Source organism: Pseudomonas sp. ADAK18 (genome assembly GCF_012935695.1).
Taxonomy (GTDB): Bacteria; Pseudomonadota; Gammaproteobacteria; order Pseudomonadales; family Pseudomonadaceae; genus Aquipseudomonas.
On record NZ_CP052859.1, the window covers coordinates 1,437,928 to 1,464,324 of the forward strand.

19 protein-coding genes are annotated in these 26,397 nt (G+C 60.1%); 11 read left to right on the forward strand and 8 right to left on the reverse strand.

The genetic code is table 11. The features are described from left to right. The first annotated feature begins 18 nt into the window (after positions 1-18). Genes HKK55_RS06475 through HKK55_RS06485 form a run of 3 tightly spaced genes read left to right on the forward strand, consistent with a single transcriptional unit; the run spans position 19 to position 8,757 of the window. The gene (locus tag HKK55_RS06475) at positions 19-7,131 is read left to right on the forward strand and encodes a LamG-like jellyroll fold domain-containing protein (RefSeq protein ID WP_169353881.1); all 7,113 of its coding nucleotides are present in this window, start codon (positions 19-21) and stop codon (positions 7,129-7,131) included. A gap of 29 nt (positions 7,132-7,160) precedes the next feature. Next, positions 7,161-7,706, forward strand: a complete 546-nt coding sequence (locus tag HKK55_RS06480) for a hypothetical protein (RefSeq protein ID WP_169353882.1) — start codon at positions 7,161-7,163, stop codon at positions 7,704-7,706. Between the two features lie 22 nt (positions 7,707-7,728). Further along, entirely contained in the window at positions 7,729-8,757 is a 1,029-nt protein-coding gene (locus tag HKK55_RS06485) for a hypothetical protein (RefSeq protein WP_169353883.1), read from the forward strand. A gap of 26 nt (positions 8,758-8,783) precedes the next feature. Here HKK55_RS06485 and HKK55_RS06490 read toward each other — a convergent pair whose 3' ends face one another. Beyond that, entirely contained in the window at positions 8,784-9,695 is a 912-nt protein-coding gene (locus HKK55_RS06490; RefSeq protein ID WP_169353884.1) for a helix-turn-helix domain-containing protein, read from the reverse strand. Positions 9,696-9,856: 161 nt separating this feature from the next. Between HKK55_RS06490 and HKK55_RS06495 the strand changes: the two genes are divergently transcribed. The 3 genes from HKK55_RS06495 (at position 9,857) to HKK55_RS06505 (ending at position 13,804) form a co-directional block, all read left to right on the forward strand. Next, positions 9,857-11,215, forward strand: coding sequence for a glutamine synthetase family protein (locus HKK55_RS06495; protein ID WP_169353885.1), 1,359 nt, complete (start codon positions 9,857-9,859; stop codon positions 11,213-11,215). Positions 11,216-11,414: 199 nt separating this feature from the next. Continuing rightward, on the forward strand, positions 11,415-12,503 hold the full coding sequence (locus tag HKK55_RS06500; protein ID WP_169353886.1) for a polyamine ABC transporter substrate-binding protein: 1,089 nt from the start codon (positions 11,415-11,417) through the stop codon (positions 12,501-12,503). Further along, complete coding sequence (locus tag HKK55_RS06505) at positions 12,500-13,804, forward strand: FAD-binding oxidoreductase (RefSeq protein WP_169353887.1); 1,305 nt, start codon at positions 12,500-12,502, stop codon at positions 13,802-13,804. The genes HKK55_RS06500 and HKK55_RS06505 overlap by 4 nt, the downstream gene beginning before the upstream one ends. 838 nt (positions 13,805-14,642) lie before the next feature. Here the strand turns inward: HKK55_RS06505 and HKK55_RS06510 are convergent. From HKK55_RS06510 to HKK55_RS06540, 7 genes are read right to left on the reverse strand one after another with little or no spacing between them, the layout of a single operon-like run. Then, entirely contained in the window at positions 14,643-15,674 is a 1,032-nt protein-coding gene (locus tag HKK55_RS06510) for an ABC transporter substrate-binding protein (protein WP_169353888.1), read from the reverse strand. A gap of 14 nt (positions 15,675-15,688) precedes the next feature. Then, positions 15,689-16,792, reverse strand: coding sequence for an FAD-binding oxidoreductase (locus HKK55_RS06515; RefSeq protein WP_169353889.1), 1,104 nt, complete (start codon positions 16,790-16,792; stop codon positions 15,689-15,691). Continuing rightward, complete coding sequence (locus tag HKK55_RS06520; RefSeq protein ID WP_169353890.1) at positions 16,789-18,132, reverse strand: FAD/NAD(P)-binding oxidoreductase; 1,344 nt, start codon at positions 18,130-18,132, stop codon at positions 16,789-16,791. Before HKK55_RS06520 ends, HKK55_RS06515 begins: the two co-directional genes overlap by 4 nt. Then, a complete protein-coding gene (locus HKK55_RS06525; RefSeq protein WP_169353891.1) occupies positions 18,129-18,419 on the reverse strand; it encodes a (2Fe-2S)-binding protein in 291 nt (96 codons plus the stop codon). The genes HKK55_RS06520 and HKK55_RS06525 overlap by 4 nt, the downstream gene beginning before the upstream one ends. Beyond that, a complete protein-coding gene (locus tag HKK55_RS06530; protein ID WP_169353892.1) occupies positions 18,419-19,213 on the reverse strand; it encodes an ABC transporter permease in 795 nt (264 codons plus the stop codon). Before HKK55_RS06530 ends, HKK55_RS06525 begins: the two co-directional genes overlap by 1 nt. Positions 19,214-19,217: 4 nt before the next feature. Continuing rightward, positions 19,218-20,063, reverse strand: coding sequence for an ABC transporter permease (locus HKK55_RS06535; protein ID WP_169353893.1), 846 nt, complete (start codon positions 20,061-20,063; stop codon positions 19,218-19,220). Next, the gene (locus HKK55_RS06540) at positions 20,060-21,088 is read right to left on the reverse strand and encodes an ABC transporter ATP-binding protein (RefSeq protein WP_169353894.1); all 1,029 of its coding nucleotides are present in this window, start codon (positions 21,086-21,088) and stop codon (positions 20,060-20,062) included. The genes HKK55_RS06535 and HKK55_RS06540 overlap by 4 nt, the downstream gene beginning before the upstream one ends. Before the next feature lie 240 nt (positions 21,089-21,328). Between HKK55_RS06540 and HKK55_RS06545 the strand changes: the two genes are divergently transcribed. From HKK55_RS06545 to HKK55_RS06565, 5 genes are all read left to right on the forward strand, one after another. Then, on the forward strand, positions 21,329-22,165 hold the full coding sequence (locus HKK55_RS06545; protein ID WP_169353895.1) for an IclR family transcriptional regulator: 837 nt from the start codon (positions 21,329-21,331) through the stop codon (positions 22,163-22,165). Positions 22,166-22,219: 54 nt separating this feature from the next. Continuing rightward, positions 22,220-22,804 (forward strand): DUF2239 family protein, encoded by a 585-nt coding sequence (locus HKK55_RS06550; protein WP_169353896.1) that lies wholly within the window; start codon positions 22,220-22,222, stop codon positions 22,802-22,804. Between the two features lie 25 nt (positions 22,805-22,829). Next, positions 22,830-24,185 (forward strand): MATE family efflux transporter, encoded by a 1,356-nt coding sequence (locus HKK55_RS06555; RefSeq protein ID WP_169357794.1) that lies wholly within the window; start codon positions 22,830-22,832, stop codon positions 24,183-24,185. Positions 24,186-24,451: 266 nt separating this feature from the next. Further along, positions 24,452-25,471, forward strand: a complete 1,020-nt coding sequence (locus HKK55_RS06560) for a hypothetical protein (protein WP_169353897.1) — start codon at positions 24,452-24,454, stop codon at positions 25,469-25,471. A 155-nt stretch (positions 25,472-25,626) separates the two neighbouring features. Continuing rightward, positions 25,627-26,256: a LysE family translocator gene (locus tag HKK55_RS06565; RefSeq protein ID WP_169353898.1), complete on the forward strand. Its 630-nt coding sequence runs from the start codon at positions 25,627-25,629 to the stop codon at positions 26,254-26,256. The last annotated feature ends 141 nt before the right edge of the window (positions 26,257-26,397 follow it).

Sequence of the window (26,397 nt, forward strand, 5' to 3'; positions counted from 1 at the left end):
TCAACAAGGAGTGTCATCGTGCAGCAATTCAATCAGATCGTGTCGGTGAATTTTCAGGGTGTGGTGGTGGTCTTCGGCCGTGAGCTGGCGGGCAAACAGGCTATCTATTTCGATGTACTTGGCCAGGACGTAGACAGCACCGACGATGACCTCGACTGGTCGGGCTTCACCCCGGTGGGGTTTACCGAGCAGGTTCGACAGGTAGGCATGAGCATCATCACCGTGGACTGCGAGGCATCGACCCTGATGCCGTCGACGGCGCCTTTTCGGGTAGTGACCGATCAGAAGTACATTTCGGTCATTCAGCAATCTCTGAGCGGTACCTTGTATGTCAACCGTTTTCGCCTGCTCAAGACCAAGTCCGGCACCGATCAGAAGACCACCGCCTACGTGCTATCGCCCGCCTGGGAGGTGCGTTACGCGCGCAGTCATAAGGAGGATGTACCGGCTGACAAGTCCGACAAACAGGACTTTCTGGACCCCGATGCCCAGCCCTTCCTGGAGCCGTCCCTTGAGCTGTCGATGATCACTGGTGTGACCGACGGTAATTTCGATGCGCTGTTGCTGCCGATCTCAGGCAGCGAGAGTTTCGCCTGGCAATTGCTCTCCCTGGATGGCGCCAAGACAGCCGTCCGGTTGTTCAACTTCCCGGCCACCGACAACGGCCTGTTCGACGTGGCCGGCAAACCCGTCGGCAGTGACCTGCGCATACTGCCGGACAGCGTCTTCAGCGTGGCCAAGGCCGGCTCCACCGCTGCCCTGACGATCACCTCGGCGCCACGGGCGGTGACCTACGTCAAGCATGAGAAGGTGGTACAGCCTGACGGCTCTAGCATCGGCGTGCGCCGTGCGACCCGTGCCATGATTACCCTGACGGTCGCCGATGGCACCGCTACCGTAGATTCGGCCATCAGCGTGAGCGGGACGATGGCTGATCTATCAGGGGTAATTGTGACCTCCAATATTGTGCCCGCCGAATTCGATTTGCGTTTTGATGGGGTTTCCAGTCTTGGACTGGTGCCGCCTGGCAGCGGTGCCAATCCGTTGGTAATCAACGGCCCCTTCGAGATCACCCTGATGTTGGCGCCGGGGATCAAGGGCGATGGCCTCAGCGTCGTCGCAGGCGCGGCCCAGTCAGAGGAAAAGAATCTCGCGCCGTATGTGTCGATCGTTGATGGCGACAAGATTGAGGTGGGCTTTGGTAATGGCAGCGCCCGGGTCAGTTGCCGCACGTTGCATCAGGTGTTGTTCAACGAGGTGTGGACCGATCTGCACATCCAGTACGCCGGCAAGGGCGACAACCCGTTCACCCTGACGGTCAACGACTCCTCGGTCCCTCTTACGCCGTGCACCACTGCGGCAGAGCCTTGCGGCACGCCGCTGGCCCTGGTCGGGGCCGCCAGCAAGGGCTTTGTGGGCGCGTTGAAAAAACTTGAAGTCAAGGTCGCGGGCACCAGTGTGGTGTTGCTGGACTGCAACAGTGTGAACTACAGCGTCAACCCGCCCACCACCCTGAACCAGGCGGCATCTGCAGTGGTGGTGACGGTCACGGGGGCACGCCTGGAACCTTCGGCCTCGCCGGTCAACAGCGACATGAGTGGCGCGTTCTATATCGATGCCATGGGCCTGACCTATTACGCCGGCCTTGCCGGGTTTATCCGCCCGGATGCCGCAGCGTGCCTGATCGATGGCTCCGATGGCCTGCTGCATTTGTATTACCAGGGCGATAGCAGTTTGCTGACGGTGGCGCAATTTTCCACCCAGTCGGCGCGCGCCACCTTCACCGTGGACTGGACGACTCAATGGAGCAGCAGCGGGCTGAGGGCGGCGGCACTGGAACAGCCTTCAACGTCCGTGGCCCTGTATCGCGGCTGGGGCTGCGAGACCTGGGCGCCGGTTGGCGCGCGCTTGTTAGCGGCACCCGACACCACCCAAAGCGGCTTCCTGAACTTCGTTGCCCACCGGGTGGGCACTTATATGAACGGTACGCAAATCACGGTCAGCGCTTCCAGCGTATCGGAGCTGTTGTGCGACATCAGCGTAAAAGCCGCGCAAGATGTGGGTACCGAAACCTGGCACGGCCTGCCACGGGACGTTGGGCAGTTGTCACAGATCTGGAACGGTGCTGGCTCCAACAACCCTGACGACCCGGATGTACTGAACCAGTCAAAACCCTATTACGACTACGCCGCGAGCGCCCCAGCGGTGCTGATACCCACACTTGCCGGTGGCAACGGCAGCTTTTTTCTGTTGACCTCAGTGCCGCAGTTGCCGGTGACCCTGACGTCGGTGCAGGTCGCTGCCGGGGCTACCGCAGAGTTTGTCGTTATTGATGTGACGATCAAGGCGCCTCCTCGTTGGCCGGCTACCGCCACTCTTAATCAGCACTGGCCCACCGTGCCCGCTGCACCGCGTACCTTGCTGGATGTGTTCGCCGGCAAGGCCAGCCATTATGACTACAGTGCCGTGACCACGACAGGCAGCCGCGCCTATGGTCTGCCTATGAGCCTGGCGCGCTCCGACGAGCAAGTCAGCCATGTGCTGATGTTTGTGCGCGATGAGCAGAAGGACTTCTCGGTCACCGTCGCCCAGGGCAGCCGACCGGCTTTGTGCAATGTTGCTATCTGCGGGGTGAGCTTGACCGACGTGCCTCGTGAGCAGGCCGGGTTCGTCCGGGTACTCAATGGCGACGACCCGAGCTACCCATACCCCAGCGGTTATCAAACGGGCTTGGCGACATTGATTTACGCCTTGGGCAACGGTTTGAGCGCCGATGTCGTCGACACCCCGGCGCCTGCCCCGGAGGGTGGCGCGTTTGCCTACGCGGGGTTGTTGCGGGTGCTGTTTCAGGGGCCAAGCTACGATGCACCGGGCATGGCCACTCAGGCATTGACCGCAGCGGCGGTGATCCAGGGTGCGCGCCTGGCCTTCCAGGGCCGTGACGATGCGCTTCGCGGCTCGATGCTGTTTGGTGCGCTGATCGACTCGCCACCCACCGACGGTGGTGTCGGGCGCCTGACCAATACTTCAGTGCATCAGGACGGTATCGCCCCAGTGCTGACGCCTGGGGTCAACGGTGGTTGGATGCCGCTGTCACCCAGCTTCAGCCTGGACGTGAACCCGCAAAGCAAAACCAATTATGTGGGGTTCAATGTTGATAAGGCGTTTTCCCCCTCGGATCAATTGGCGATTCTGTCCGACCTGACGGTAGAAACCTGGCTGGCCCAGAGCGATGCCCGAATCAATCCGTCGTCCCGGGTCTTGTCCTATAACGTCCTTGGCAACCGCCAGCACCCGGACTTGCCGGTGCAGTACATGATCGGTGCCCGGCAAGGGCCGGGGCTGGTAATGAACGACAGCACCTACGTCAGTCGCTCGTTCAACTTCAAACCGCCGGCCTTGTCATTGCAGGTTTACCTGTACCTGTCGCAAAGTAATTTGACCGGTATTGTGCTGACGGTTTCGCAAGTGCGGGGTAGCGCCCGGTACGTGCAACTGTCGTTGGACGAGTACGGCAAGGCGGTGCTGACGTTCCTCCAGAATGCCGGCCAAGTGCAGACGGCTCAGCCCCTGCCGGTGGGCGCCTGGGTGTGTCTGACCGCGGTGGTCGCCGATGCAGGGCAGGGGCAGGTGACCCTCAAACTGTCGGTCAACGCCGATGCACCGGTCAAGGCCACGGTGGCCAACAGTTTCAGTGGCGACCTCGGCGCCCTGATGTTGGGCGACAACCAAGGCAACAGCTTGCCGGCGCGCGTCAATGGGGTGGCGTTCTGGCAGCGGGCCTTGAGTGATAGCCAGATGCAAAACAGTTACCGCTATGGCTTTGCCGACACCGACTCGATGCTGGGTATTCGCTGGAACTTGGCCGAAGGGAGCGGGGTAGCCGTCGTCAATTCAGCGGCCACTGGCATCGAGTACGACGCAACGGTCATCAACCCGTCGAGCCCCGGCTGGGATGTGCACGGGGCGTTTCAGGTGCCCTATGCCGGGCGCAATGACCTGGTGCTCACCTCCAACCGCATCCTCAAAGGCTGGACCCACGTTGCCCTCGCATCCAGCCAGGGTCATGGGCTGAAACTGCTGGCCAGCAACTACGGCAAGGTGACCGATGGTGATGGCTTCAATCCGTCCAGCACCTTTGCTCTGGAAACCTGGGTTGCCCCATCGGCGCTGAACCGCAAACAGGTGCTGCTGGAGAAAAACGGCAGCTATTCGCTGTACATCAACACGCTGGGCCAAGTGTGCCTGACGGTGCAGTTGCAGAGGGACGGCTCCAAGTACGATGACCCGCCCATCAATTTCACACACGAGGTGAAGTTCGCCATCACGGCTGGCGTCACCACCTACGTGGCCGTGAACTTCAGCACCGGTACCGTGGCCAATGACAGCGGCAGCAAGGACTACGTGGCGCAGAAGTATTTTGTGCGCGCAGGGCTGTACCTCAACGGCACACGGGTCGCGGAACAGTTGAACAGTGCCCTGGACCAGCCAGCCACTGTGCGTACCCGGACGTCGTCCTATTACGTGGGAGTCAATGAAGACTTGAGCTTCAACTTCGAAGGGTTGATCTCCCATGTGCGGGTATGGAACCGCAACCTGACCACCGACCAGATCGCCCAGACCTATGCGTTGCGCCTGACGCCCACCGCCATCGATGGGCTGGTGGCGGGCTGGGATTTCGATGAGATGACCGGCACCACCGCCCAGGACCTCACAGGCAATAACACCTTGGTGCTGACCAGTAACCAGTTGTGGACGATCTGGCAGGATGTGGCCCAGGCCAACCTGATCGTCAACGGTCGTCGCAGCTTGCCATTGCGCCTGACGGTCGCGGATGTCGGCGGTTATCAGGACAGCCAGTTCACCTTCGGTGGCGCACTTCAGGGTTCGAACCTGACGTTGCCTTACAGCGGCCAGATTGATGATGTGCGGCTGTTCTCCACGCGATTGACCGAGCAGCAGATTCGCGAAAGCATGAACAAGGCACTCACCGGTGGCGAAGATCACCTGGCAGCCTATTGGCGCATTGAGGCCGGCTCCGGACCGACCCTCTATGACATGACCGGCTATGGCAACAACGGCACCTTGCTGCCAGCGGCCAATCCGCCCTTGTGGAAAAACTCATCCGCACCGATCCAGAACGAAGCCCAGTACGTGGTCAATGCCCTGGGGGGCACACCGAACTATTTTGTCGCCCAGATCCAGGGCCAGCCTTCGGTCATTGAGTACGCCAGTGCCGAGCGGGATGCCTACGGCAAGGTCTTCAGCGTGATGAAACGGGGTTATTTCTACGAAAGCAGCGATGGCGTAACGGCGCTGGAAGTGGGCTACAAGGTGGGTGACCTGGACACCTTGTTCGTCGGCCAGGTGCAAAGCAAACCGACGATCATCGGCTTTATTGAAGGCGGGCCGCCGTTGCCCAGCGAGAACCAGACCCTGGCCTATTGGGTTGGTGATGGTGGCGGGCCGGCCCCGGACTATGCGTCGGCCTGCTCGGTTACTTACCAGGAGAGTGAGACCAAAAGCTGGACCTTTACCGGCAACAAAACCTCAACCTTCAACGGCGAATTCAACCTCAAGGGCGGCCTGTACCAGAAGAGCAAAAGTGATGTCTCGGTGGGGTTGGGGGCTGAGGCCGAAACCATGGTGCTGGAAACCACCATCACCGGCGGCGCCAAGATGGTCCTGTCGGGCAACCTGGGTGACGGCCTGGAGGTGTCACAAAACCACTCCAGCAGCGTCAGCCTATCGACCTCGATGACACCTTCCGGCAGTTGGGAGGCGGCCAATGCCTTGCTCAACCCTGTCGTGGGGCGGCGTTATATCCAGAACAACGTCGGCATCGCTCTGGTCAAGTCGTCGACGGCAGACCTGTACATGCAGGCGCTCAAGGGCACGCAGACTCCGGTGGGGTACGTCCTGGCGCCGAATACGACGATTCCGGTGGACACCAATATCATCGATTTTCCGATCAACCCGCGTTATGTGAAAAATGGCACGCTGGACGGCAAGGTCGGGCTGGTCAACGACCCTGATTACCCTGAAGCCAATGACGAGCGTGGCAGCTACTTCAAACCCTTGGAGGCCTACGGCACCAAGCGCAAGATCGAAAAACAGGAGCAGCAGCTCAAGGCCTATTACGACCAGTTCGATGTCAGCAAATACCGCACGGTAGCGGCCATGGACAGCCTGCGGGATAAGCTCAAGTCCAACCAGTTCTATGATTTCGCCAACCAGAAGAACCTGCGCAGCCTCTACAACAACTACGTCTGGACGGCAGCGGGCGGGCTGCACAAAGAGGAGCACAGCTTCGCTAACAGCTACAGCGAAACCTACAGCGGCACCAGCACCCTGACGTTCGCCGCCGGGCTGGAGTTCAAGGCGGACATCGGCACACCCTTTGGGGGGTACTACATCGAGGCCGACACCTTGCTGGGCAACACGTGGACCATGACCGCCACCAAGGTTGAAGCCCTGTCCAACGGCTTTGCCTTGAGCTGCAGCGTGACCCCAACCAACTTCCTGCCGGCGCCGATCCTGACCCAGGATGGCAATAACCTGAAATTCAGTGGTTACGGCGCCAACGCCGCGCCGGGCAAGGTGGATGCTTATCGCTACATGTCATTCCTGTTGGCACCCGCTGCCGATAACTTCGCCGCGCTGTCCCAGGTGGTGGACGCGAATTGGCTGAACAATTCGACCACAGCCTCGGCAGCGGCCATGCGCGAAGCGATGAACAACCCCAGCGAACCCTGGAGGGTGATGTATCGCACGACCTACGTCAGCCGCGTGCCCGCAGCGTTCCAGCCGGTCAAGGCTGACACCAATGCACCCAACATCACCCCGCCCGCCAACCTGCCTTCCAACTACTGGCTGGTGACAGTGATCGAAAAACAACTGAACAAGCCTGACCCGACGCGTCTGGAAATCGGTACGGCGATTGACACGGTACTGGGTAGCCCCGGCGCCGCACCCGGCCTGCTCAAGGATCTGATTCCTTGGTGGACCGCTTTCTACTCGGCGGCCAAGGTCTATGGAACTGATGAATTCCTTGAATTAGCCGAGCTGCGGGTGGACTTGCTGAACTACATGGCCAGCAAGTACGAAGCAGACAACTACCGCAACAGCTGATACTCAACCTACGTAAAGGAGTTACGAACATGGCTGATACAAGTTTTGCAGTGACCGGCATTTATTCGGGTCTACAAATAGCAGCGACAGGCACCGGTGGATTGGTGAGTGTCGCGTCGACGGTCTCGGCGCAGACGGGCTATGCCATTGCCCGGCAAATGACCTCCGACGGCACGCCTTACGCGGTGCTGACGGCGGCCAACACGCAACCGGCCACCGATCCGGCGAGCCTGGTGGTTGGCGCACACTACGAGCAGACCGTGACTTACGACGAGCTCGATCTGGAGGTGCGTTACACCGATATCCCGGCGGGCACCCAGGTGTCGGTGGAGGCGACCAACAGCAAGTTGGCCATCTCGCGGCAGGCCATTAACGGCACTAGCCTGGTGGGCACCCAGAGCGAAAACCAAGAAGCATTCACCATGGACTTGAGCTTGAGTCTGTGGGTGACCAGCCCCGACACGTTGAAGAAAACCTCAGCTGTGACCCTGAGCTTGTCGAGCATCGCAAGTGGTAGCGGTGGGCCGGTGAAGAAGGTGCTGTTGCAGAAGGTCCAGATCAACCTGTCCAAGTAATCCTCTGTAAGGAGTACAGATTATGGCTACTGAAACATGGAGCGGGATTGTCGTTCGCGCCACTCTCTCGGAGAACGGTACAGTTCCGCGCAGTTCCTCATCCGGCTCGCCGGACATCATCCTGGCCGGCAAGGCGCCGCTCGAGGATCCTTCGGTATTGACCGACCCTGCCAACTACAGCAACGGTTATGACAACAAGCTGTACATCGGTTGGCCGAACTTCCTCTACGTTCGCGGCAAGAACTACACCACCGGTGATCTGTCGGGCAGTTGGAACCTCTTTTGGGCCACACCCAACATCCTGCTCTACCCCTACCTGTGGGAGAAGAACCAGCTCAAGACGTCGGCGGGCAACCAGAATCCGGCCTTCACCATCAAGGCGGGAGCCATCGGTGCGTCTACCGATTGTTTCACCTGGATACCACCGAATACCTCCGACCACTACTGCATGATTGCTGTGGCCAACACCCCGGATCATCCCAACCCGCTCAAGGGCGTGACCAATATCACCGACTTGGCGGATATTCTCTCGAAGAATGCCAACATCGCGCAGCGCAACGTGCAGATGGTGCGCGGCGACGTTCCGCAGGTGGTGAGCACGGCGGGGTACAACCAGGGCGACGAAGGCGCGACGGTGGACCTGGCGGTGGTGTTTAAAAACATTCCCAAAGGCACCTCGTACACCGTTGCTTCCGGGACCTTGCTCAATGGAAAGGCGCTCAGCCATTCCGAAAGCAACACCCAGGACAATGACTTCAAATATGCCTGGGTCGGCCAGGATATTCCGGCCAACTGGCAGACGTTGTTTACCTTCACGCTGACGTTTGGTAGTGATTGGTCGGGCATTCCTCCCGGTAACATCCCCTCGGTCGAGATTCGCGGTGAATTGGTACAAGGGACTCAGGACCGCCTGTACCACAACCCGGCTGCGCGCCTGGCGGATCCACATCCGCACACCAAGCAAGTGCGCCTGGATGTGACCGGCGGGCCGGTGAAAGTGATTGTCGCGGGCAGCGTGACGACCGTTTACACCGATATCGGGCCGAAGTAACCGTGCTGGAGCGAGCTTGCTCGCTCCTACACCTTGTCCCGTTGGCGCTTCAGGGTTTCGCTGGGCAGCTCTTTGAACAACGCCCAATAACTATGGGAAAAACGCCCCAGGTGCCAGAACGACCAATTCATCGCCACCTCGGCCACCGTGGTCTCGGCAGACGGTGGGTTGAGTAACTCCCTTCTCGCGCTGTTCAATCGGCGCAATCGCAGCCACTGCGCCGGGCTCATGCCGGTGTAGGTCTTGAAGCCATGCTGCAATTGGCGCAACGGCACGCCGGCGATACGCGCCAGTTCCAGCAGGTTGACGGTTTCATCCGGTACATCCGCCGCCCATTCACCGATACGGGCCATGAGTGTTCGCTCCTCGGTGCGTCGCTGCAATGAACCTTGGTCCAGGCACACGCAGGCGTTGTCGAGAATGAACAGACAATCGTCGAGTAACTGTTGGGTCAGGGCGTCACGGCTGGGTGGATCGACGACTTCTGACAAGCGCGTCAATGTTCCGCTCAGCCAACGGCTGAACAGGGCGTTTTGCAGGGAGGTGAGAGGGGCCATGAACAGTCCTTCGAGCTTTGCCACATCCAACCCATGGCGCTGGACGAACTGCGGGCCAAACACCACGGCCACTTCCCGGTAGTTTTCCGGGGTGATCCAGGTGTTGCGGCTTTCGCCATTGAGCATGTACAGCGCGTTGTCGCTGCCATCAAAACAGAACGCCAGGGAGCCCGGCGGCGCGTTGAAGTTCTGCTCCACCCGCGTGTTCATGCACTCTTCGTAGACCTCGACACCTTGCAGGTCGAGGTAGCGGATCAGCCCGGCAAAATGCCCCGGGGACATTTGCTGATACTGCTGGACCCAGCCGGGTGTGGCATTGCATTGAGCGGCTACATCGCCGGTGGCGAAGGCCTGTACACGCAAGGGAGCTGCCTGTGTCATGGGTAACCTGAGCGCACTCTATTGGTGCGTTTTGGGTGGCGCAAAGTGGATAGATGCCGTCGCACGGCTGGCCCAAGATAGACCTCAATGCGCTGCGGGGGAAGTGGGTCGTCGAACCTGACCGAACCGCCGGCGCTTTCAAAACCCATGACGAGGTCCTTATGAACGCCCCCTTCGATCAGCTGTCCGCCTGGCTGAAAGAACACAAGATTACCGAAGTCGAATGCGTGATCAGTGACCTGACTGGCATCGCACGCGGCAAGATTTCGCCCACCAACAAGTTCCTGCATGAGCGAGGCATGCGCCTGCCGGAAAGTGTGTTGCTGCAAACGGTAACCGGGGACTTTGTCGACGACGACATCTACTACGACCTGCTGGATCCGGCCGATATCGACATGATTTGCCGTCCGGCAGCCAACGCGACGTATGTGGTGCCTTGGGCCATCGAGCCCACCGCCATCGTCATCCACGACACGTTCGACAAGCAGGGCAACCCCATCGAACTGTCGCCGCGTAATGTGTTGAAGAAGGTCTTGCAGCTTTACACCGAGCAAGGTTGGCAGCCGATTGTCGCGCCGGAAATGGAGTTCTACCTGACCCAGCGCTGCGAAGACCCGGACCTGCCGCTGAAAACCCCGCTGGGCCGTTCCGGTCGCGCTGAAAGTGGCCGGCAATCATTCTCTATCGATGCCGCCAACGAATTCGATCCGTTGTTCGAAGACGTCTACGACTGGTGCGAAGCCCAGAACCTGGACCTCGACACGCTGATCCACGAAGACGGCCCGGCGCAGATGGAAATCAACTTCCGCCATGGCGACGCCCTCGACCTGGCCGACCAGATCACCGTGTTCAAACGCACCCTGCGCGAGGCCGCGCTGAAGCACAACGTGGCCGCTACCTTTATGGCCAAACCCGTGGCTGATGAGCCCGGCAGCGCCATGCACCTGCACCAGAGCGTGGTGGAGATCGCCACCGGCAAGCAGGTGTTTGTCGATGAGCATGGCAACAAAAGCCAGCTGTTCCTGAACCACATTGGTGGCTTGCAGAAGTACATCCCCAAGCTGCTGCCGATGTTTGCGCCCAACGTGAACTCCTTCCGCCGCTTCCTGCCGGACACCTCGGCACCGGTCAACGTCGAGTGGGGCGAAGAAAACCGTACCGTCGGCCTGCGCGTACCGAGTTCCAGCCCCGACGCGATGCGCGTGGAAAACCGACTGCCGGGCGCTGATGCCAACCCGTACCTGGCCATCGCCGCCAGCCTGCTGTGCGGCTACCTCGGCATGATCGAAAGGGTCGAGCCGAGCGCCCCGGTGGAAGGCCGCGCCTACGAGCGTCGCAGCCTGCGCCTGCCGATCACCATCGAAGACGCCCTGGCGCGGATGGAAGAGTGCGAGACCGTGAAGCAGTACCTGGGGGAAAAATTTGTGCGCGGCTACGTGGCGGTCAAGCGTGCCGAACACGAGAACTTCAAGCGGGTGATCAGTTCCTGGGAGCGCGAGTTTCTGTTGCTGAGCGTCTGATGTCCAGACGCTCTGTGCTGCCGCCACTACCGCCGCCGTTGTAGCCGCTGCCGAGGTACGAGGCTGCGATGCGGTCCGCAGGGCCGCCCTCGGGGGTCGCTGCGTCGGAATGCCGCACCAAACCCATCGCAGCCTCGTACCTCGGCAGCGGCTACAGGGCGGTTTACTCATAAAAACAATCATGCAAAGGGGTGTCGATATGCGTCTTGTGAAAAAGCTTCTCCCGCTGACCTTGGCGGTGTTGTTCAGCGCCACGAGCCAGGCCGCACAGACGGTCAGTGTCTACAACTGGACCGATTACATCGGCGACACCACGTTGGCCGACTTCCAGGCCAAGACCGGGATCAAAGTGATCTACGACGTGTTTGACTCCAATGAAACCCTGGAAGGCAAGCTGCTGGCCGGACGCACCGGGTATGACGTGGTGGTACCGTCCAACCACTTCCTGGCGCGCCAGGTGAAGGCCGGGGCGTTCCTGAAGCTGGACCGCTCGCAGTTGCCCAACTTCAAGAACCTCGATCCGAAATTACTCAAGTTGTTGGAGCAAAACGATCCGGGCAACGTGCATTCGGTGCCTTACCTGTGGGGCACCAACGGCATCGGCTACAACGTCGACAAGGTCAAGCAAGTGCTGGGCATCGACCATATCGATTCGTGGGCGGTGCTGTTCGAGCCCGAGAACCTGAAGAAGCTCCACCAATGCGGTGTGGCCTTCCTCGACTCGGCGGATGAAGCCTTCCCGGCGATCCTCAACTACATGGGCATGGACCCGCGTAGCTCAGACCCCAAGGATTATGAGAAAGCTGAAGCCAAGCTGCTGACCCTGCGGCCATATATCACCTATTTCCATTCGTCCAAGTACATCTCGGACCTGGCCAACGGTGATATCTGCGTAGCCTTCGGTTACTCCGGCGACGTGTTCCAGGCGGCCAATCGCGCCAAGGAAGCCAAGAACGGTGTCAACATCGCCTACTCGATCCCCAAGGAAGGCAGCAACCTGTGGTTTGACCTTCTGGCCATCCCGGCCGACGCGGCTAACCCGAAAGAGGCGCATGCCTTTATCAACTACCTGCTGGAGCCCGAGGTCATTGCGAAGGTCAGTACTTATGTCGGCTACGCCAACCCGAACCCGGCGGCCAAAGCCTTCATGGCCCCGGAACTGGTGAACAACCCTGAGGTGTACCCGTCCCAGGAAGTGCTCGACAAACTCTATATCTCTACCACGCCCACCCCGGCGGTCATGCGGTTGATGACGCGGTCCTGGAGCAAAGTGAAGTCCAATAAATGAATCAGCAAAGCCATGCGAATGAACACGCCCGGTCCTATTACGCCGCGACCGCCAACACGATGCCTCGGCGTGAGTCCTTGAAGGGAGAACTGAGCGCCGATGTCTGCGTGATCGGTGGCGGTTTTACCGGCGTTAACACTGCGATTGAGTTGGCCCAGCGCGGTCTGTCAGTGATTCTGCTGGAGGCCCGGCGCATTGGCTGGGGCGCCAGCGGGCGCAACGGCGGGCAGTTGATTCGCGGTATTGGTCATGACGTGTCGGGCTTTGCCAAGTACGTGGGCGAGGAGGGTGTACGTTACCTGCAACAGGCCGGCATCGATTCGGTGGCGGTAGTGGGCGAGCGTATCCGCGAACAGGGTATCGACTGTGATCTGCGCTGGGGCTTTTGCGAACTGGCCAATACTCCGTCGCAGTTCGCGGCGTTCCAGGGGGAGTTGGAAAGCCTGGCGGCCCTGGGTTATGCCCATGAAACCCGGTTGGTGGGGCCGCAGGACATGGCGCAGGTGGTGGGCTCCGGGCTGTATGCCGGTGGCCTGGTGGACATGGGCTCTGGGCATTTGCACCCGTTGAATCTGGTGCTGGGGGAGGCCTGCGCTGCCGAATCCCTGGGGGTGCGGATCTTTGAAGACAGCCCGGTGCTGGAACTGATCCATGGCGAGACGGTGCAGGTGCGTTGCGCCTCTGGCACCGTGCGCGCCGGCAGTCTGGTGCTGGCGTGCAATGCGCATCTGGAAGAGTTGGAGCCACGCTTGAGTGGCAAGGTGCTGCCGGCTGGCAGCTACATCATCGCAACCGAGCCACTGTCGGTTGAGGTGGCCAGCCAGTTGATCCCGCAGAACCTGGCGCTGTGTGATCAGAAGGTGGGGCTGGATTACTACCGGCTTTCAGCGGATCGGCGTCTGTTGTTTGGGGGCGCTTGCCATTATTCGGGGCGTGACCCTGCCGATATCGCGGCGTATATGCGGCCGAAGATGCTCAAGGTTTTTCCGCAGTTGGCGGATACCGCCATTGAGTTTCAGTGGGGTGGGAAGATTGGGATTACGGCTAACCGGTTTCCGCAGGTGGGGCGGTTGAAGCAGTACCCGAATGTGTTTTATGCCCAGGGGTATTCGGGGCATGGGCTTAATGTCACCCATTGGTGCGCGCGGTTGTTGGCTGAGGGGATTCATGCCGGTCATAGTCGGGGGTTGGATGTTTTCAGTCAGGTGCCGCATATGACTTTTCCGGGGGGGAAGGTGTTGCGTTCGCCGTTGTTGGCGTTGGGGATGTTGTGGTATCGGGTTAGGGAGATGGTGGGGTAAGGGTTTTTTGGGGGGAGTGTATATCCGTTATTTCGGTAACGGCCGCCTAGGGTTTCGCTTTTACAGCGACTCACTTTGCAAAAGCGGCAAAGTAAGCAAAACGCTCTTGCCCCACCACTCGGTGCCTCGCTGTGGCTCGGCATGCCCGAACGCAGGCATTACTCCGTGGGCCGCCGCGACGGGCCATCCATGGCCCAACGCGGCTAAACCGGCGTCCTGCCGGTTTACCCACTGCGTAATGCCTGCGTTCGGCCAGCGTGGTTTAACGGGGCGCCTAAGATCACAATCAAAAGCACGGCGGCCTGAAAGCCGACCTGAGTGGTAGAAGCAAAGAAGGTCCAGCAAGGGCCAGAGCGAAAGCAGATCTGCTTTTCTGTGGGAGCTGGCTTGCCTGCGATGGCATCACCTCGGTGTTCCTGAAAGACCGAGTTGCCTGCATCGCAGGCAAGCCAGCTCCCACAGTAGACCGTGCCTGCTTTTGATTTTGCCTTCGCTTCACACCACTCAAGCCGGCCGGTAGGCCGCTGTGCTCTTGATCTGCTTTTGACTTTGATCTTAGGCGCCCCGTTAAACCACGATGGCTGAACGTAGGCATTGGTCCGTGGGTAAACCGGCAGGACGCCGGTTTAGCCGCACTGGGCCAGGGATGGCCCATTGCGGCGGCCCACGGAGCAATGCCGGAGAGAAGGCATGCCGAGCCACAGCGAGGCACCGAGTGGTGGGGCAAGAGCGTTTTGCTTACTTTTGCGCTGTTCAAAAGTGAGTCGCCGTAAGGGCGAAACCCTAGGCAGCCATTACCGAAATAACGGATATTCACACAGTCACCCACCCACCCACCCTACCGCTCAATCGACCGACTCCACCGCGCATTCCACTCCGGCCGCGCCTGGTTCACCTGATCCCAATCAATCGAAATCGCCGTCTCCAGATACCGATTCATCGCCTCCACCCGCTCCCGGGTTTTATCAGTAGTCGGGGTACTAGGATTCGAAGGAATCTGATCACCCAACTCCAACGCTGGCGCCTGCGCCTCGGCCGTCAACAGATACTCCGCCAGTTTCTGAGCCAATGCAGGCTGGTCATTACGGGCAATCACGCATTCGGCCACGTTCAGCACCACCGCACCTTCTTTGGGCTGCGCATACTCCATCGGCACGCCCAGCAGTTTCTGAGTCGCCACCTGAGTCGGCGTCAGGGGAAAGATCGCCGCTTCATCGGTCTGCACCATCTCGGAGATTTTCGCCGAGCTGGCGATGTACTCCAGCACATTGGGGCCGACCGTTTTTGGCCAGGCCTTGAAACCCGGCTCCACGTTGGTTTCATCGCCGCCCTGGATCCGGTTGAACATCAGGAACCCATGCAAACCGAACGTCGAGGAGGCCAGGGACTGGAACACTACCTTGTCCTTGAAGCGCGGGTCGGCCAGGTCCATCCATGAAGTCGGTGCGCTCCAGCCTTTGTCCTTGAACATCTTGGCGTTGTAACCCAGGCCAGTGACGCCGAGGGTCACGGCGACCGCTTCGTCTTTGATCCTGGCCTTGGCCGGGATCTGTTCGAGGGTCGGACTGGCCGCGAGCTTCTCGCACAGGCCCATGGAGATGGCGCGGTACATGATGCCGTCGTCAAGGAACATCACGTGCATCTGTGGGTTGTCCTTGTTGGCCTGGACTTTGGCCAGGATGTCCGAGGAGGTGCCGGGGACGATCACCACCTTGACGTTGTTGGTCTTCTCGAACGCGGGCAGCACCTTGTCGGCGTAGACCCGTTCCATGGTGCCGCCGTTCATGCCCAGGTACAGCGTGGGTGCGGCGTGGGCTGTCGAGGTGAGCAGGGCGAGGGACAGGCAGGACAGCGCAATACGTGGGTTCATGGGTGTTTTTCCTCTCAGGCTTGGAAACGACGGATGGAAAACGCTTCGATAGGTTGTCGGCTGGCGCCATTGCAGACCAGTTCTGCCAGGGCTTCACCGACGGCGGGACCGAGCTGGAACCCGGCGCCGGCAAAGCCGAAACCGTGGAGCAGGCCAGGTTGGGTGCTGCTGTTGCCGATCACCGGTTCGTGATCGGGCAAGTAACCTTCGGTGCCGCTCCAGGTACGGATGGCCTGGGCACCTTTGAGGAACGGGTACAACTCGGCGGCGTTGCGCAGTATTTCCAGCACGGCGGCTTGCCCTGGTCGCGCCTGTTGCGGGCCGAGGGCAAAGCCGCGACCGCCGCCGAGGATGCAATTGCCGCGCGCCACTTGCCGTGCATAGATCCCGCCGCCTTCAACGCCGGTGCTGACATCCATCACCCTCGGCAACGGCTCAGTCACCAGCATCGCCGGGTGCGCCGAATGCATCGGCACGGGCTCGCCAAACTGCGCGGCCACGGTGCCGGCCCAGGCGCCGGCGCAGTTCAGCAGCCACGGCGCTTGCAAGTGCAAGCCGTTGGCGCAGCGCACCTGGAACCGGTGGCTGTCGTGTTCGATATGGCTCACTTCAGACTGTTCAAAGACCTGTGCGCCAAAGCGTTGTGCTGCGCGGGCAAAGGCCGGTGATACCAATCGCGGATTGGCGTGGCCGTCCTCGGGGCACAACGACGCGCCGACCGCCACATCGCCGACCCAGGGAAAACGCGCCCGCAGTTGGGCATGGTCGAGCAGTTGCAAATCCAGATCAAACCCACGGCTGGCTTCGGCGTAAGCATGCAGGGCGGCCAGATCGGTGTGGCTGCGCGCCAACTTGAGATGCCCGGAGCGCACGTACTCCCCATCAATGCCAATCAGCCCCGGCAAGTCGGCCCACAGCTGATGCGCCCGTTGCGACAGCGGCAACTGATGCAGCGGCCGGCCCTGACGCCGCACACCACCGTAGTTGACACCGCTGGAATGGGAGCCACAGAAGTCCCGCTCCAACAGCACCACGCGTTGACCTTTTTGCGCGAGCATCAGCGCCGCCGAAGCACCGACAATCCCACCACCGAGGACGATGACGTCACTGTCGATCATGGCTGCACCTCAACGCCAAACGGCAGCGGCTTGATCGGTGCCTGGCCGCGTAACCGGCCAATGCTCTCCAAAGACCGGCCACTGCGTTGGGCGACGATTTCCGCTGCCGCCAACCCACACATCCGGCCCTGGCAGCGTCCCATGCCGACCCGACAATGGGCTTTCACCCGATTCAGTTCCCAGTGGCCTTCGTCCACCACCGCGCGTACATCGCCGACGCTGACTTCTTCGCAGCGGCACAGAATCAACTCATCCGGCGCATCAGCGGCCCAGTTCTCGGGAAACGGAAATGCGGTTTCCAGTCCATGACGAAAGCGTTGGATGCTCGCCAACTGTTGTTCCAGAACGGGGCCACGGCGGTGATCCAGGGCCACGTCCAGGTCTTCCAACACCGCCAGCGCTGCTCGTTCTCCTGCCTTTTGCGCGGCGTCGGCGCCCATGATGCCGGCACCGTCGCCCGCGAGGTAAACGCCCTCGACACTGCTGCGTCCCGCCGCGTCGCGGGTTGGCAGCCAGGCACGGTTCAATTCATTCCAGGCGAACCCACAGCCCAGCAAGTCAGCCAGTTGGGTTTCGCTGCGCAGGGCATGGGCAAAGGCGACGGCGTCACAGGCCAACGTCTGCTGGTTCCAATGAATGCCTGTGACCCGTTGCTCACCGTCAATCCGCTCCAGGGTTGCGCCCTGGTGCACCGGGATACCATGGGCGGTCAGCCAGGTGCGGTAATACATGCCTTTGGCCAAGGTCAGCGGTTGCCCGAGCAGCGCTGGCAGGGCACGGCATTGAGCGCTGAAGGGCGCACTGTCGAGCACCGCTACGACCTTGGCCCCGGCCTTGGCGTATTGATATGCCACCAGGTACAGCAACGGTCCACTGCCGCAAAACGCCACCCGTTCACCGATAGCGCAGCCCTGATATTTCAAGGCAATCTGCGCGGCGCCCAGGCTGTAGACCCCAGGCAAGGTCCAACCCGGTACCGGCAGGATGCGGTCGGTGGCGCCGGTGGCGACGATGATTTTCGAGTACTCGATACTGGCGGCGTGGCCGTTACTGAGGGTGTCCAGGCGAGCGTTTTCGGCGTTCCACACCAGCGTCTCCGGGCGGTAATCAATCAGCGGCGCCAGCTCATCCAGTGTGCGATGCGTTGCGACGGCCTTGCTTGCTTCGAAGCCATATAGCTGCTTGGCCGAACGCTGGAAGTTGGCCGGTTGGCGGCGATAAATCTGCCCGCCGCCGCGCAGGCTTTCATCCAGCAGGCAAGCCGTCACACCGTAATCAAGTAACGTGCGTGCAGCGCTGATACCAGCAGGTCCGGCCCCGACAATTACCACTGTCTTCATACCTGGCACCCCGGATCTCGACGAATCGCCTGGCCCTCTTCCAGTAACGTCGAACAGGCGCGCACCCGCCGGCCATCTTCCAGGCGCACCCAGCAATCCTGGCAAGCGCCCATCAGGCAAAAACCGGCACGTCGTTCGGCACTGAAATCACTGCCCCGCAGGTGCTCGGCGCAGGTCAGCACCGCCGTCAGCAGGGTATCGCCCAGCAAGCCCGTCGCGGGCTGTCCGTCGAGGGTAAAGGCCAGGGTCGGGCGTTCGGTCTCGGCCAATCGTTTGAACAGCGCCATCAATGTTTTCCCACCAGCACCCGGTCCAGGCCGTAAACCCGGTCGAGTAGAATCATCGCGGCGGCCGTCAAGGCAATCACCAGTGCCGACACCGCCGCCATCATCGGGTCAATGGACTCGGTGGCGTACACGTACATGCGCACCGGCAAGGTTTGCGTGGCCGGCGAGCTGACAAAAATCGACAGGGTGACTTCATCGAAACTGTTGATGAACGCCAGCAGCCAGCCACCGGCCACGCCAGGAAGAATCATCGGCAGGGTGATCTGGCGGAACAGGGTGAAGCGGCTGGCACCGAGGGATTCAGCCGCCTGCTCGGCGCTACGGTCGATGCCGATGGCAGCGGCCAATACCAGACGCAGCACATACGGCGTGATGATCACCACGTGGGCCAGCATCAGCCAGGTGAAGCTGCCATTGACCCCCATCAATGCAAACAGCCGCAGCATCGCCACCCCCAGCACCAGGTGCGGAATGATGATGGGCGAGAGGAACAGCGCACTGAAAAAGTTGCGGCCGGGGAATTGATACCGGCTGATGGCCAAGGCTGCGGGTACCGCAATCAGTGTCGCCAAGGTGGCGGCGACAAAGGCCAGAACCAGGCTGTTATAGAAGGCGTGGATAAAATCGGCCCGCTCGAACACTGCACGGAACCAGCGCAGAGAGAAGCCTGAGGTGGGCAGGCTCAAGGTATTTTCCGGGGTGAAGGCCACCAGGCACACCACCACCAGCGGCGCCATCATGAACAGCACCACCAGGCCGTGAAACCCCAGGGCCAAAGGACCGTTTCTCGACATCTTTTCAGACTCCCAGGGATTTTTTGTAGCGGCCTTCGACCATGCGGTTCCAGCTCAGCATGATCAGCAGATTGACCAACAGCAGCACTACCGCGATGGTCGCGCCCATGGGCCAGTTCAGTTCCGAGAGGTATTGGTCGTAAACCACCGTGGCGACCATCTTCAGGCGGCGTCCACCCAGCAGGCCAGGGATGGCGAAGGAACTGGCCGCCAGGCCAAACACGATCAGCGTTCCGGACAGCACGCCGGGCATGACCTGCGGCAAGACGATCTTGCGCATCACCGTGGCCTGGCTGGCGCCAAGAGACAACGCCGCCTGTTCCGCCGAAGGGTCGAGTTTTTGCAGGGAGGTCCATACCGGAATGATCATGAACGGCAGCATCACGTGGACCAGCGCGATGATCACCGCGAACGAGGTGTACAGCAGCTTTACCGGGCGCCCACCAAGGGCCTGGATCACTTGGTTGACCAAACCGTCAGCCCCCAGCAACAGGCTCCAGCCGAAGGCCCGCACCACCACCGAAATCAGCAGTGGGGTCAGGATCAGGATCAGGAAGATCGAGCGCCATGGTGTGCCCATGCGGCTGAGGACGTAGGCCTCGGGAACCCCGATCACCACGCACAGCAAGGTGACCACGGCGCTGATCCAGAAGGTGCGCCAGAAGATTTCATAGAAGTACGAATCACTGAACAGCGACAGGTAGTGGGCGAAGGTCCACTCATCCGCCTTGACCCCCACCTGATAGTCGAAGACGTTGAACGACAACACCAGCGTCAGGCCCAGGGGCAGGATCAACAGCCCGAAAAACAGCACCAGCGCCGGCAACGACAGCAGGTAGCCACGGCTCATGTGCGCACCTCATCTGCCGCCAGTACTCGCAGTAGGCTGGCTTGCCAATCCAGGCCCACCGCCGCCCCGCAACCCAGGGGCGCGCTGCCGTCGTTGCGGCGTACGACGGTCAGTTCGCCGATGTCGGTCTTGATGCGGTACAGCCATTGGCTGCCGAAGAAATAGCTGTCAAGGATGTTGCCTTGCAGGCGTCCGGTGCCTGAGGCCACCAGGTCGATTTTTTCCGGGCGCAGGCTCAGGGTCAGTTCGCCGTCACCGGGTATATGTCGCACTTGCGGGGTGCCGAGTTCATCGAAGTCGCCAGCCAGCAAGTTGGCCTTGCCGACGAAGTCGGAGATGAAACGGGTGCGCGGGTGTTCATAGAGTTTGTAGGGCGCATCGATCTGGGTCACGCGCCCGGCTTGCATCACGACGACTCGGTCGCTGATGGACAACGCTTCGGCCTGGTCGTGGGTGACCATCAGGGTGGTGATGCCGACTTCGCACTGGATGCGGCGGATCTCGAACTGCATCTCCTCACGCAAATTGGCGTCGAGGTTCGACAGCGGCTCGTCCAGCAGTAACACCGGTGGCTCGATCACCAGCGCGCGGGCCAGGGCCACACGCTGGCGCTGGCCGCCGGACAGTTCCCGGGGATAACGCTCGGAATGGGGCGCCAGGCGCACCAGGTCCAGCACGGTTTTCACTCGGCTAGCGATCTCGGTGGCCGGCACTTTGCGCATCTTCAAGCCGAAGGCGACATTGTCGCGCACGCTCATGTGAGGGAACAGTGCGTAGCTCTGGAACACCACGCCGAGGCCGCGGCTGGCGGGTTTGGCGTGGGTGATGTCGCGACCATCGAGGAGGATCTTGCCGGCACTGACGTCGACGAAGCCGGCGATCATTTGCAGGGTCGTGGTCTTGCCGCAACCCGATGGGCCGAGCAGGGAAACGAATTCGCCCTTGTCTACCGATAGGTCAGTGGCGACCACTGCATCGACGGCACCATAGCGTTTGCTCAAGGCCTGGAGTTGGAGAAAAGCCATGTCTGCGTTCCACCTTTTTGAGTCGCGTCTAGACGCGCTTTTTTGTTTTGGGCAGATGCGAAAAGGGTCGTGCGGGTGCGTTGGCGCTCGATCTCGGTCGGCTGCCGTTAGTTGTTCATTTCGCCCCTGTGGACGCAGATTAGGACGAAGACTAGGATGGGCGAAAGGTTGAATTTCACTGAAAGGAGTACTTTTTTCAGTTTCATTCACTGATCAGAATTTGTAGTGAGATAAAGCTTTATGAATTCCACTGAGCGGAATGAAAGTATCAAAGAAGTCGGCGTCGGCAGCGTCTCGCGCTTGTTCGCGCTGTTGCGCATTCTCGGTGCGGCACCGGAGGGTGGCGAACGGGTGACGCAGTTGGCGCAACAGGTGGGCCTGTCGCAGCCCACCACCCACCGGCTGCTGCGCAGCCTGATGGACGAGGGCATGGTCGAGCAGGACGCGCGCAGTAAACGCTATCGCTTGAGCCTGGAGTTCTTCGCCCTGGCGGCCAACGCAGGCAATACCGGCAACTTGCGCGACCTGGTGCGGCCGAGCATGTTGCGGCTCAGTGCTTCGCTGGGGGACTCGTTGTTTCTGTTGGCCCGCAGCGGCTTCGACGCGATCTGCCTGGACCGCAGTGAAGGCCCGTACCCGATCCGCACGTTCACCGGCGACATCGGTGGCCGCGTGGCTCTGGGCGTGGGGCAGGGCAGCCTGGCGATCCTGGCGTTCTTGCCGGAGGAAGAGCGTGAAACGGTGATCCGCTACAACTTACCGAGGCTCAAGGATTTTCACCTGTATGACGAAGTATTCCTGCGTTCGGAGGTCGAGAACGTCCGCCGCCTGGGCTATGCCGCGCGCAACACCGGGGTGCTGGAAGGCATGGCCGGCCTGGCTGTGCCCATCCTTAACCGTGACGGTCATGCGGTGGCGGCGTTGAGTGTGGCGACCATCAGTGACCGGTTGGGGCCGAGCCGTTTGCCGACGGTGGTGGAGCTGCTCAAGCGCGAAGCGGCAGCCATCGGCCCGCGCATCAATCCGTTTGATCCGACCTTGCGTCGGCCTTCACAAATTTTTAGTGGCAAAGATTAAAGTTATGACTAATATTGTCCGGGTAAAACAAATATCACCCGGATTATATTAATCATGAACACGCAGACATTTCCCCGTTGCACTGCCTTTCTCGGTCATCGGCGTGTGGCCGATGGTTCCTATGCCGATGTCGCCGATGTCCTGGCGGGCCTTGACCTGTCGGCAGGTGGCTTGTTGGTGTTTGATGATGTCAGCGGTATTCAAGTCGACTACCCCTGGCCCGTGGGCTACGCTGCGGCGCAGCCAGGAGGGGGGCCGACGGCTGATGTCGAGCCAGCGGCGACGACTTCTGTGGGGCGTCCGCGTCTTGGGGTGGTGGCCCGTGAAGTGACCTTGTTGCCCCGGCACTGGGAGTGGCTGGGACAGCAGCAAGGCGGTGCATCGGCCGCGTTGCGGCGACTGGTGGATGAGGCTCGCAACGTGCATGCCGAGCGAGATGTCATGCGCCAGGCGAAGGAATCCAGCTATCGTTTCATGAGCGCCATCGGCGGTGACCTGCCGGGTTTTGAAGAAGCCTCACGGACATTGTTTGCCCAGGATGGCGCTGATTTTTCCAATAAGATTGCCCATTGGCCGATCGATGTACAGACGTACCTCGCCTGGCTGTCGCGCAACGCTTTCCCTGTCAAACCGCACTGAGACCCGAACCCTCATGCAAGTCGCTATGCCACAAACCGTGCAACGGCCGCTATGGCGGATCTACCTGATCTTTCTGGCACCGATGGTGCTGTCCAACTTTCTGCAGAGTTTTTCCGGGACCCTCAACGGCATCTACGTCGGGCAGATGCTCGGTACTCAGGCGCTGGCGGCGGTATCGGGGATGTTTCCCATCGTGTTCTTCTTTATCGCTCTGGTGATTGGTCTGGGCGCGGGCGCTTCGGTGCTGATTGGCCAGGCCTGGGGGGCGCAGGAGACGGGGATGGTCAAGTCGATCACCGGCTCCACCTTGACCCTCGGGGCGTTGATCGGGGTGATCGCGGCAGTCCTGGGCAGCCTGTTTGCCCGTCCGGCGATGCAGGCGTTGGGCACGCCGGTGGATGTGCTGGACGATGCCGTCAGCTATGCGCAGGCGATGATGCTGATCATGCCGTTGCTGTTGGTGTTCATTCTGTACACCCAGCTGCTGCGGGGGGTGAGCGACACGGTGTCACCGCTGCTGGCGCTGGTGGTATCGACCACGGTCGGCCTGGTATTGACCCCTGCGTTGATTCTCGGCTGGGTGGGCTTGCCGCCCATGGGTATTCAGAGTGCGGTGTTCGCCAGCCTGGTGGGGAACGCCTTGGCGATGCTGTTTCTGATCTTGCGCCTGCGCCATAAAAATCACGTGATGGCGCCTGACCGAGAACTGATGGCGGCGTTGCGCCTGGACCGAGTGATCCTTGGCAAGGTCCTGCGTATCGGTTTGCCCACCGGCTTACAGATGGTGGTGTTGTCCCTGTCGGAGCTGGTGATCCTGGCCCTGGTCAACGGTCATGGCTCCCAGGCCACGGCGGCTTACGGCGCGGTGACGCAGATCGTCAACTATGTGCAATTCCCTGCACTGTCGATTGCCATCACCGCATCGATCCTGGGTGCCCAAGCCATTGGCGCCGGACGGCTGGAACGCATCGGGCCGATCCTGCGCACCGGGATCTGGATCAATACGTGTCTGACCGGCGGTTTGATTGTGCTGAGTTATGTGCTGTCCCATTGGCTGCTGGGGTTGTTCATCACCGACACCGAGGCGCGGGCCAAGGCTGAGCATCTGTTGCACATCATGCTGTGGAGCATTTTGGTGTTTGGTTTCCAGGCGGTGGTGGGCGGGATCATGCGTGCCAGCGGCGTGGTGCTGGTGCCGGTTGGGATCTCGATCTTCTGTGTGCTGGGCGTGGAACTGCCGGTGGCGTATCTGCTCAATGCGCGGTTTGGGCTGGAAGGCGTGTGGATGGCGTTTCCGGTGACGTACCTGGCGATGTTGGGGTTGCAGACGGCCTATTACCGCTTGGTCTGGCGGCATATGCAGATTACGCGGCTGGTATAAGGGTGGGGCCGTTTATGGCCCCTCCCTACAAAAAGATACGCTTTTTACCAGCGCCGGGTTTGATGTTTTCTACTGGTTCTTTTGGCCGATGCGCCAAGCGTTGGTGCGGTTTTCTCGTTGGGTACTGGCCGTTCTGGAACTGTTTTCGGGGCGGTCGCCACACAACAGTGGTCCATCTTCTTTGATATCAAGTCCGCTTGATGGGGGGCTGACATGCCTCAGTCGAAGATGGGAACTTCAACGTCGAACGAATCCGAGATCCAGTTATGACATCGTCAATACCGAGCGCATTAACTCCCTCCTTTAATCCGAATGTCGCTGGTCAAAACGCACCCCTTCCGCCTCCCGTAAACATTTATGCAAATGCGACTGACGACGACACGAAGGCGGTGATTGAAAATAATCGCGATGTGTTTCAAGACTCAAACGGGAATATCACCCAAGCTAAAATCCGCGAAGTCGCCAATCGACCTTTTACCGGAAAAACGGCTGACGACAACCTGACGATGTTGGCCAATGAGATTCTCAGGCGTCCTGCAATGAACCGTTCACTGGTCTCCGGTGGCAAGGATCAGGACAGTCAGTCAGGGAGCGTGAAGCAGAGCAGCGACGGTGCTCAGTCGGGTAATGGCTTGACACGCCATAAGTTGGAGAACCCGACTTCATCCGATAAAACACGGGCCGCCGAGAAGGAAAATCCGTACGCCAACAACAGTGCCGCGGACCTTGCCGGGTATGCACTTGCCAGCTTCAGTTCACTGGAAGACCCTGACGCCAAAGGGCACGTAACCGATAAGTCTCTCAGCGCAGTTGCCTCTGGAACACGATTGGATGGCACGCGAGCTACGCCCGCGGAGACAAACCTGGCCAAGGCGATATTGAATAGTCCCAGTTTCTTCAGGGACGTCGATATGGATAAAAGCGGTACGTTTGACGGAAAAATCTCCAGGCAGGATCTCGGTGATGTGAAGTATCGGACGATGAGTGACCATGATTTGCTCAGCAGCATAAAAGATGAATTCAGGGAATATACCGCCGGTGCCACTGACCGCTTCATTAATTTTAATGAACTCGAAGAGGCTGCCGGGCTGCGCGAAACAACTAGAACCTTTACCTCGGCTGCGAAGGCGCATGCCAACGAACTACTTAGTCGTCACGGGCTTCGTCGGGAGTTGGATATCGGGATTGGCGACAATGGGCCAGGCGCCGAAGATCGAAGGTTTGATATGGAAAACCTGGATTACATGTTAGCTAAGGCCTCCAAGTCTCCTCATCAGCGTAGCTGATTGAATCTACCGATGGCTGCTGCCGGTTACACCGGCAGTAGCTGATTCTCGAGTCGCTTGAAACGACGCTCATCATCAGCCATTGTCGTGCCGACGTTGTATGCCATCACGCTGATGCCACTGCCCAACCCTTGAGCAGTGGAAAGAGAAAAGTCATGATTGAGCTATCGGTCCTCGCCCTGTTCGCAGGGGCTTGCATTGCCCTTAACCTGACACCGGGCCCGGATATGTTGCTGATCGCGTCTCGAAGTCTGAGCCAAGGGCGGGCCTCGGCTTTTATGTCGCTGGCGGGCATTCAGGTCGGGACCTACTGTCATGCGCTGGCGGCGGCGTTGGGGTTGTCGCAGCTATTCGTAATGGTACCTGTTGCCTACGATGTGGTGCGTTTTGCCGGCGCGGCGTACTTGGCCTATCTGGCCTGGAAAGCCTTTACCTCGACCACAACACCGCTGGCAGTCGATAAACCGCAGGTGTTGTCCCTGGCGGATATCTTCAAGCAGGGGCTGGTGACCAACTTGTTGAATCCCAAGATGGCGCTGTTTGTCCTGGCGCTGTTCCCGCAATTTGTCCAACCCGATAAAGGTTCCCTCGTCACCCAGATGATGGTGCTGGCGACGGTGCTGAATTTCACCGGGCTGTTGGTGAATGGTGCGGTGATTGTGTTGGCGACCAAACTCCGAAGCCAGATCACCGGCAATCTGCAGGTGGCCAAGCGGCTTAATCAATTGTTGGGTATGGTTTTCCTGGGGTTGGCCTGTCGTCTGGCGTTGGTCGGGGGGCGGTAGAGCGGTTGTGGGCTTTCAAAAAATCTGATTTTTCATGGTCAGGAAAATCGCTAAGGTGTGCAACTTTTTTGACGTGGCTGCAGATTTGTTTATTGGTTGATCGTAACCATGATCGCGTCTTTCCATGTGCTGACGTGCAGA

Excerpts from the sequence above, each read along its gene's own strand:
- HKK55_RS06480 (WP_169353882.1), top strand. The coding sequence starts at position 7,161 with ATGGCTGATACAAGTTTTGCAGTGACCGGCATTTATTCGGGTCTACAA.
- HKK55_RS06485 (WP_169353883.1), top strand. The coding sequence starts at position 7,729 with ATGGCTACTGAAACATGGAGCGGGATTGTCGTTCGCGCCACTCTCTCG.
- HKK55_RS06490 (WP_169353884.1), bottom strand. The coding sequence starts at position 9,695 with ATGACACAGGCAGCTCCCTTGCGTGTACAGGCCTTCGCCACCGGCGAT.
- HKK55_RS06495 (WP_169353885.1), top strand. The coding sequence starts at position 9,857 with ATGAACGCCCCCTTCGATCAGCTGTCCGCCTGGCTGAAAGAACACAAG.
- HKK55_RS06500 (WP_169353886.1), top strand. The coding sequence starts at position 11,415 with ATGCGTCTTGTGAAAAAGCTTCTCCCGCTGACCTTGGCGGTGTTGTTC.
- HKK55_RS06505 (WP_169353887.1), top strand. The coding sequence starts at position 12,500 with ATGAATCAGCAAAGCCATGCGAATGAACACGCCCGGTCCTATTACGCC.
- HKK55_RS06510 (WP_169353888.1), bottom strand. The coding sequence starts at position 15,674 with ATGAACCCACGTATTGCGCTGTCCTGCCTGTCCCTCGCCCTGCTCACC.
- HKK55_RS06515 (WP_169353889.1), bottom strand. The coding sequence starts at position 16,792 with ATGATCGACAGTGACGTCATCGTCCTCGGTGGTGGGATTGTCGGTGCT.
- HKK55_RS06520 (WP_169353890.1), bottom strand. The coding sequence starts at position 18,132 with ATGAAGACAGTGGTAATTGTCGGGGCCGGACCTGCTGGTATCAGCGCT.
- HKK55_RS06525 (WP_169353891.1), bottom strand. The coding sequence starts at position 18,419 with ATGGCGCTGTTCAAACGATTGGCCGAGACCGAACGCCCGACCCTGGCC.
- HKK55_RS06530 (WP_169353892.1), bottom strand. The coding sequence starts at position 19,213 with ATGTCGAGAAACGGTCCTTTGGCCCTGGGGTTTCACGGCCTGGTGGTG.
- HKK55_RS06535 (WP_169353893.1), bottom strand. The coding sequence starts at position 20,063 with ATGAGCCGTGGCTACCTGCTGTCGTTGCCGGCGCTGGTGCTGTTTTTC.
- HKK55_RS06540 (WP_169353894.1), bottom strand. The coding sequence starts at position 21,088 with ATGGCTTTTCTCCAACTCCAGGCCTTGAGCAAACGCTATGGTGCCGTC.
- HKK55_RS06545 (WP_169353895.1), top strand. The coding sequence starts at position 21,329 with ATGAATTCCACTGAGCGGAATGAAAGTATCAAAGAAGTCGGCGTCGGC.
- HKK55_RS06550 (WP_169353896.1), top strand. The coding sequence starts at position 22,220 with ATGAACACGCAGACATTTCCCCGTTGCACTGCCTTTCTCGGTCATCGG.
- HKK55_RS06555 (WP_169357794.1), top strand. The coding sequence starts at position 22,830 with ATGCCACAAACCGTGCAACGGCCGCTATGGCGGATCTACCTGATCTTT.
- HKK55_RS06560 (WP_169353897.1), top strand. The coding sequence starts at position 24,452 with ATGACATCGTCAATACCGAGCGCATTAACTCCCTCCTTTAATCCGAAT.
- HKK55_RS06565 (WP_169353898.1), top strand. The coding sequence starts at position 25,627 with ATGATTGAGCTATCGGTCCTCGCCCTGTTCGCAGGGGCTTGCATTGCC.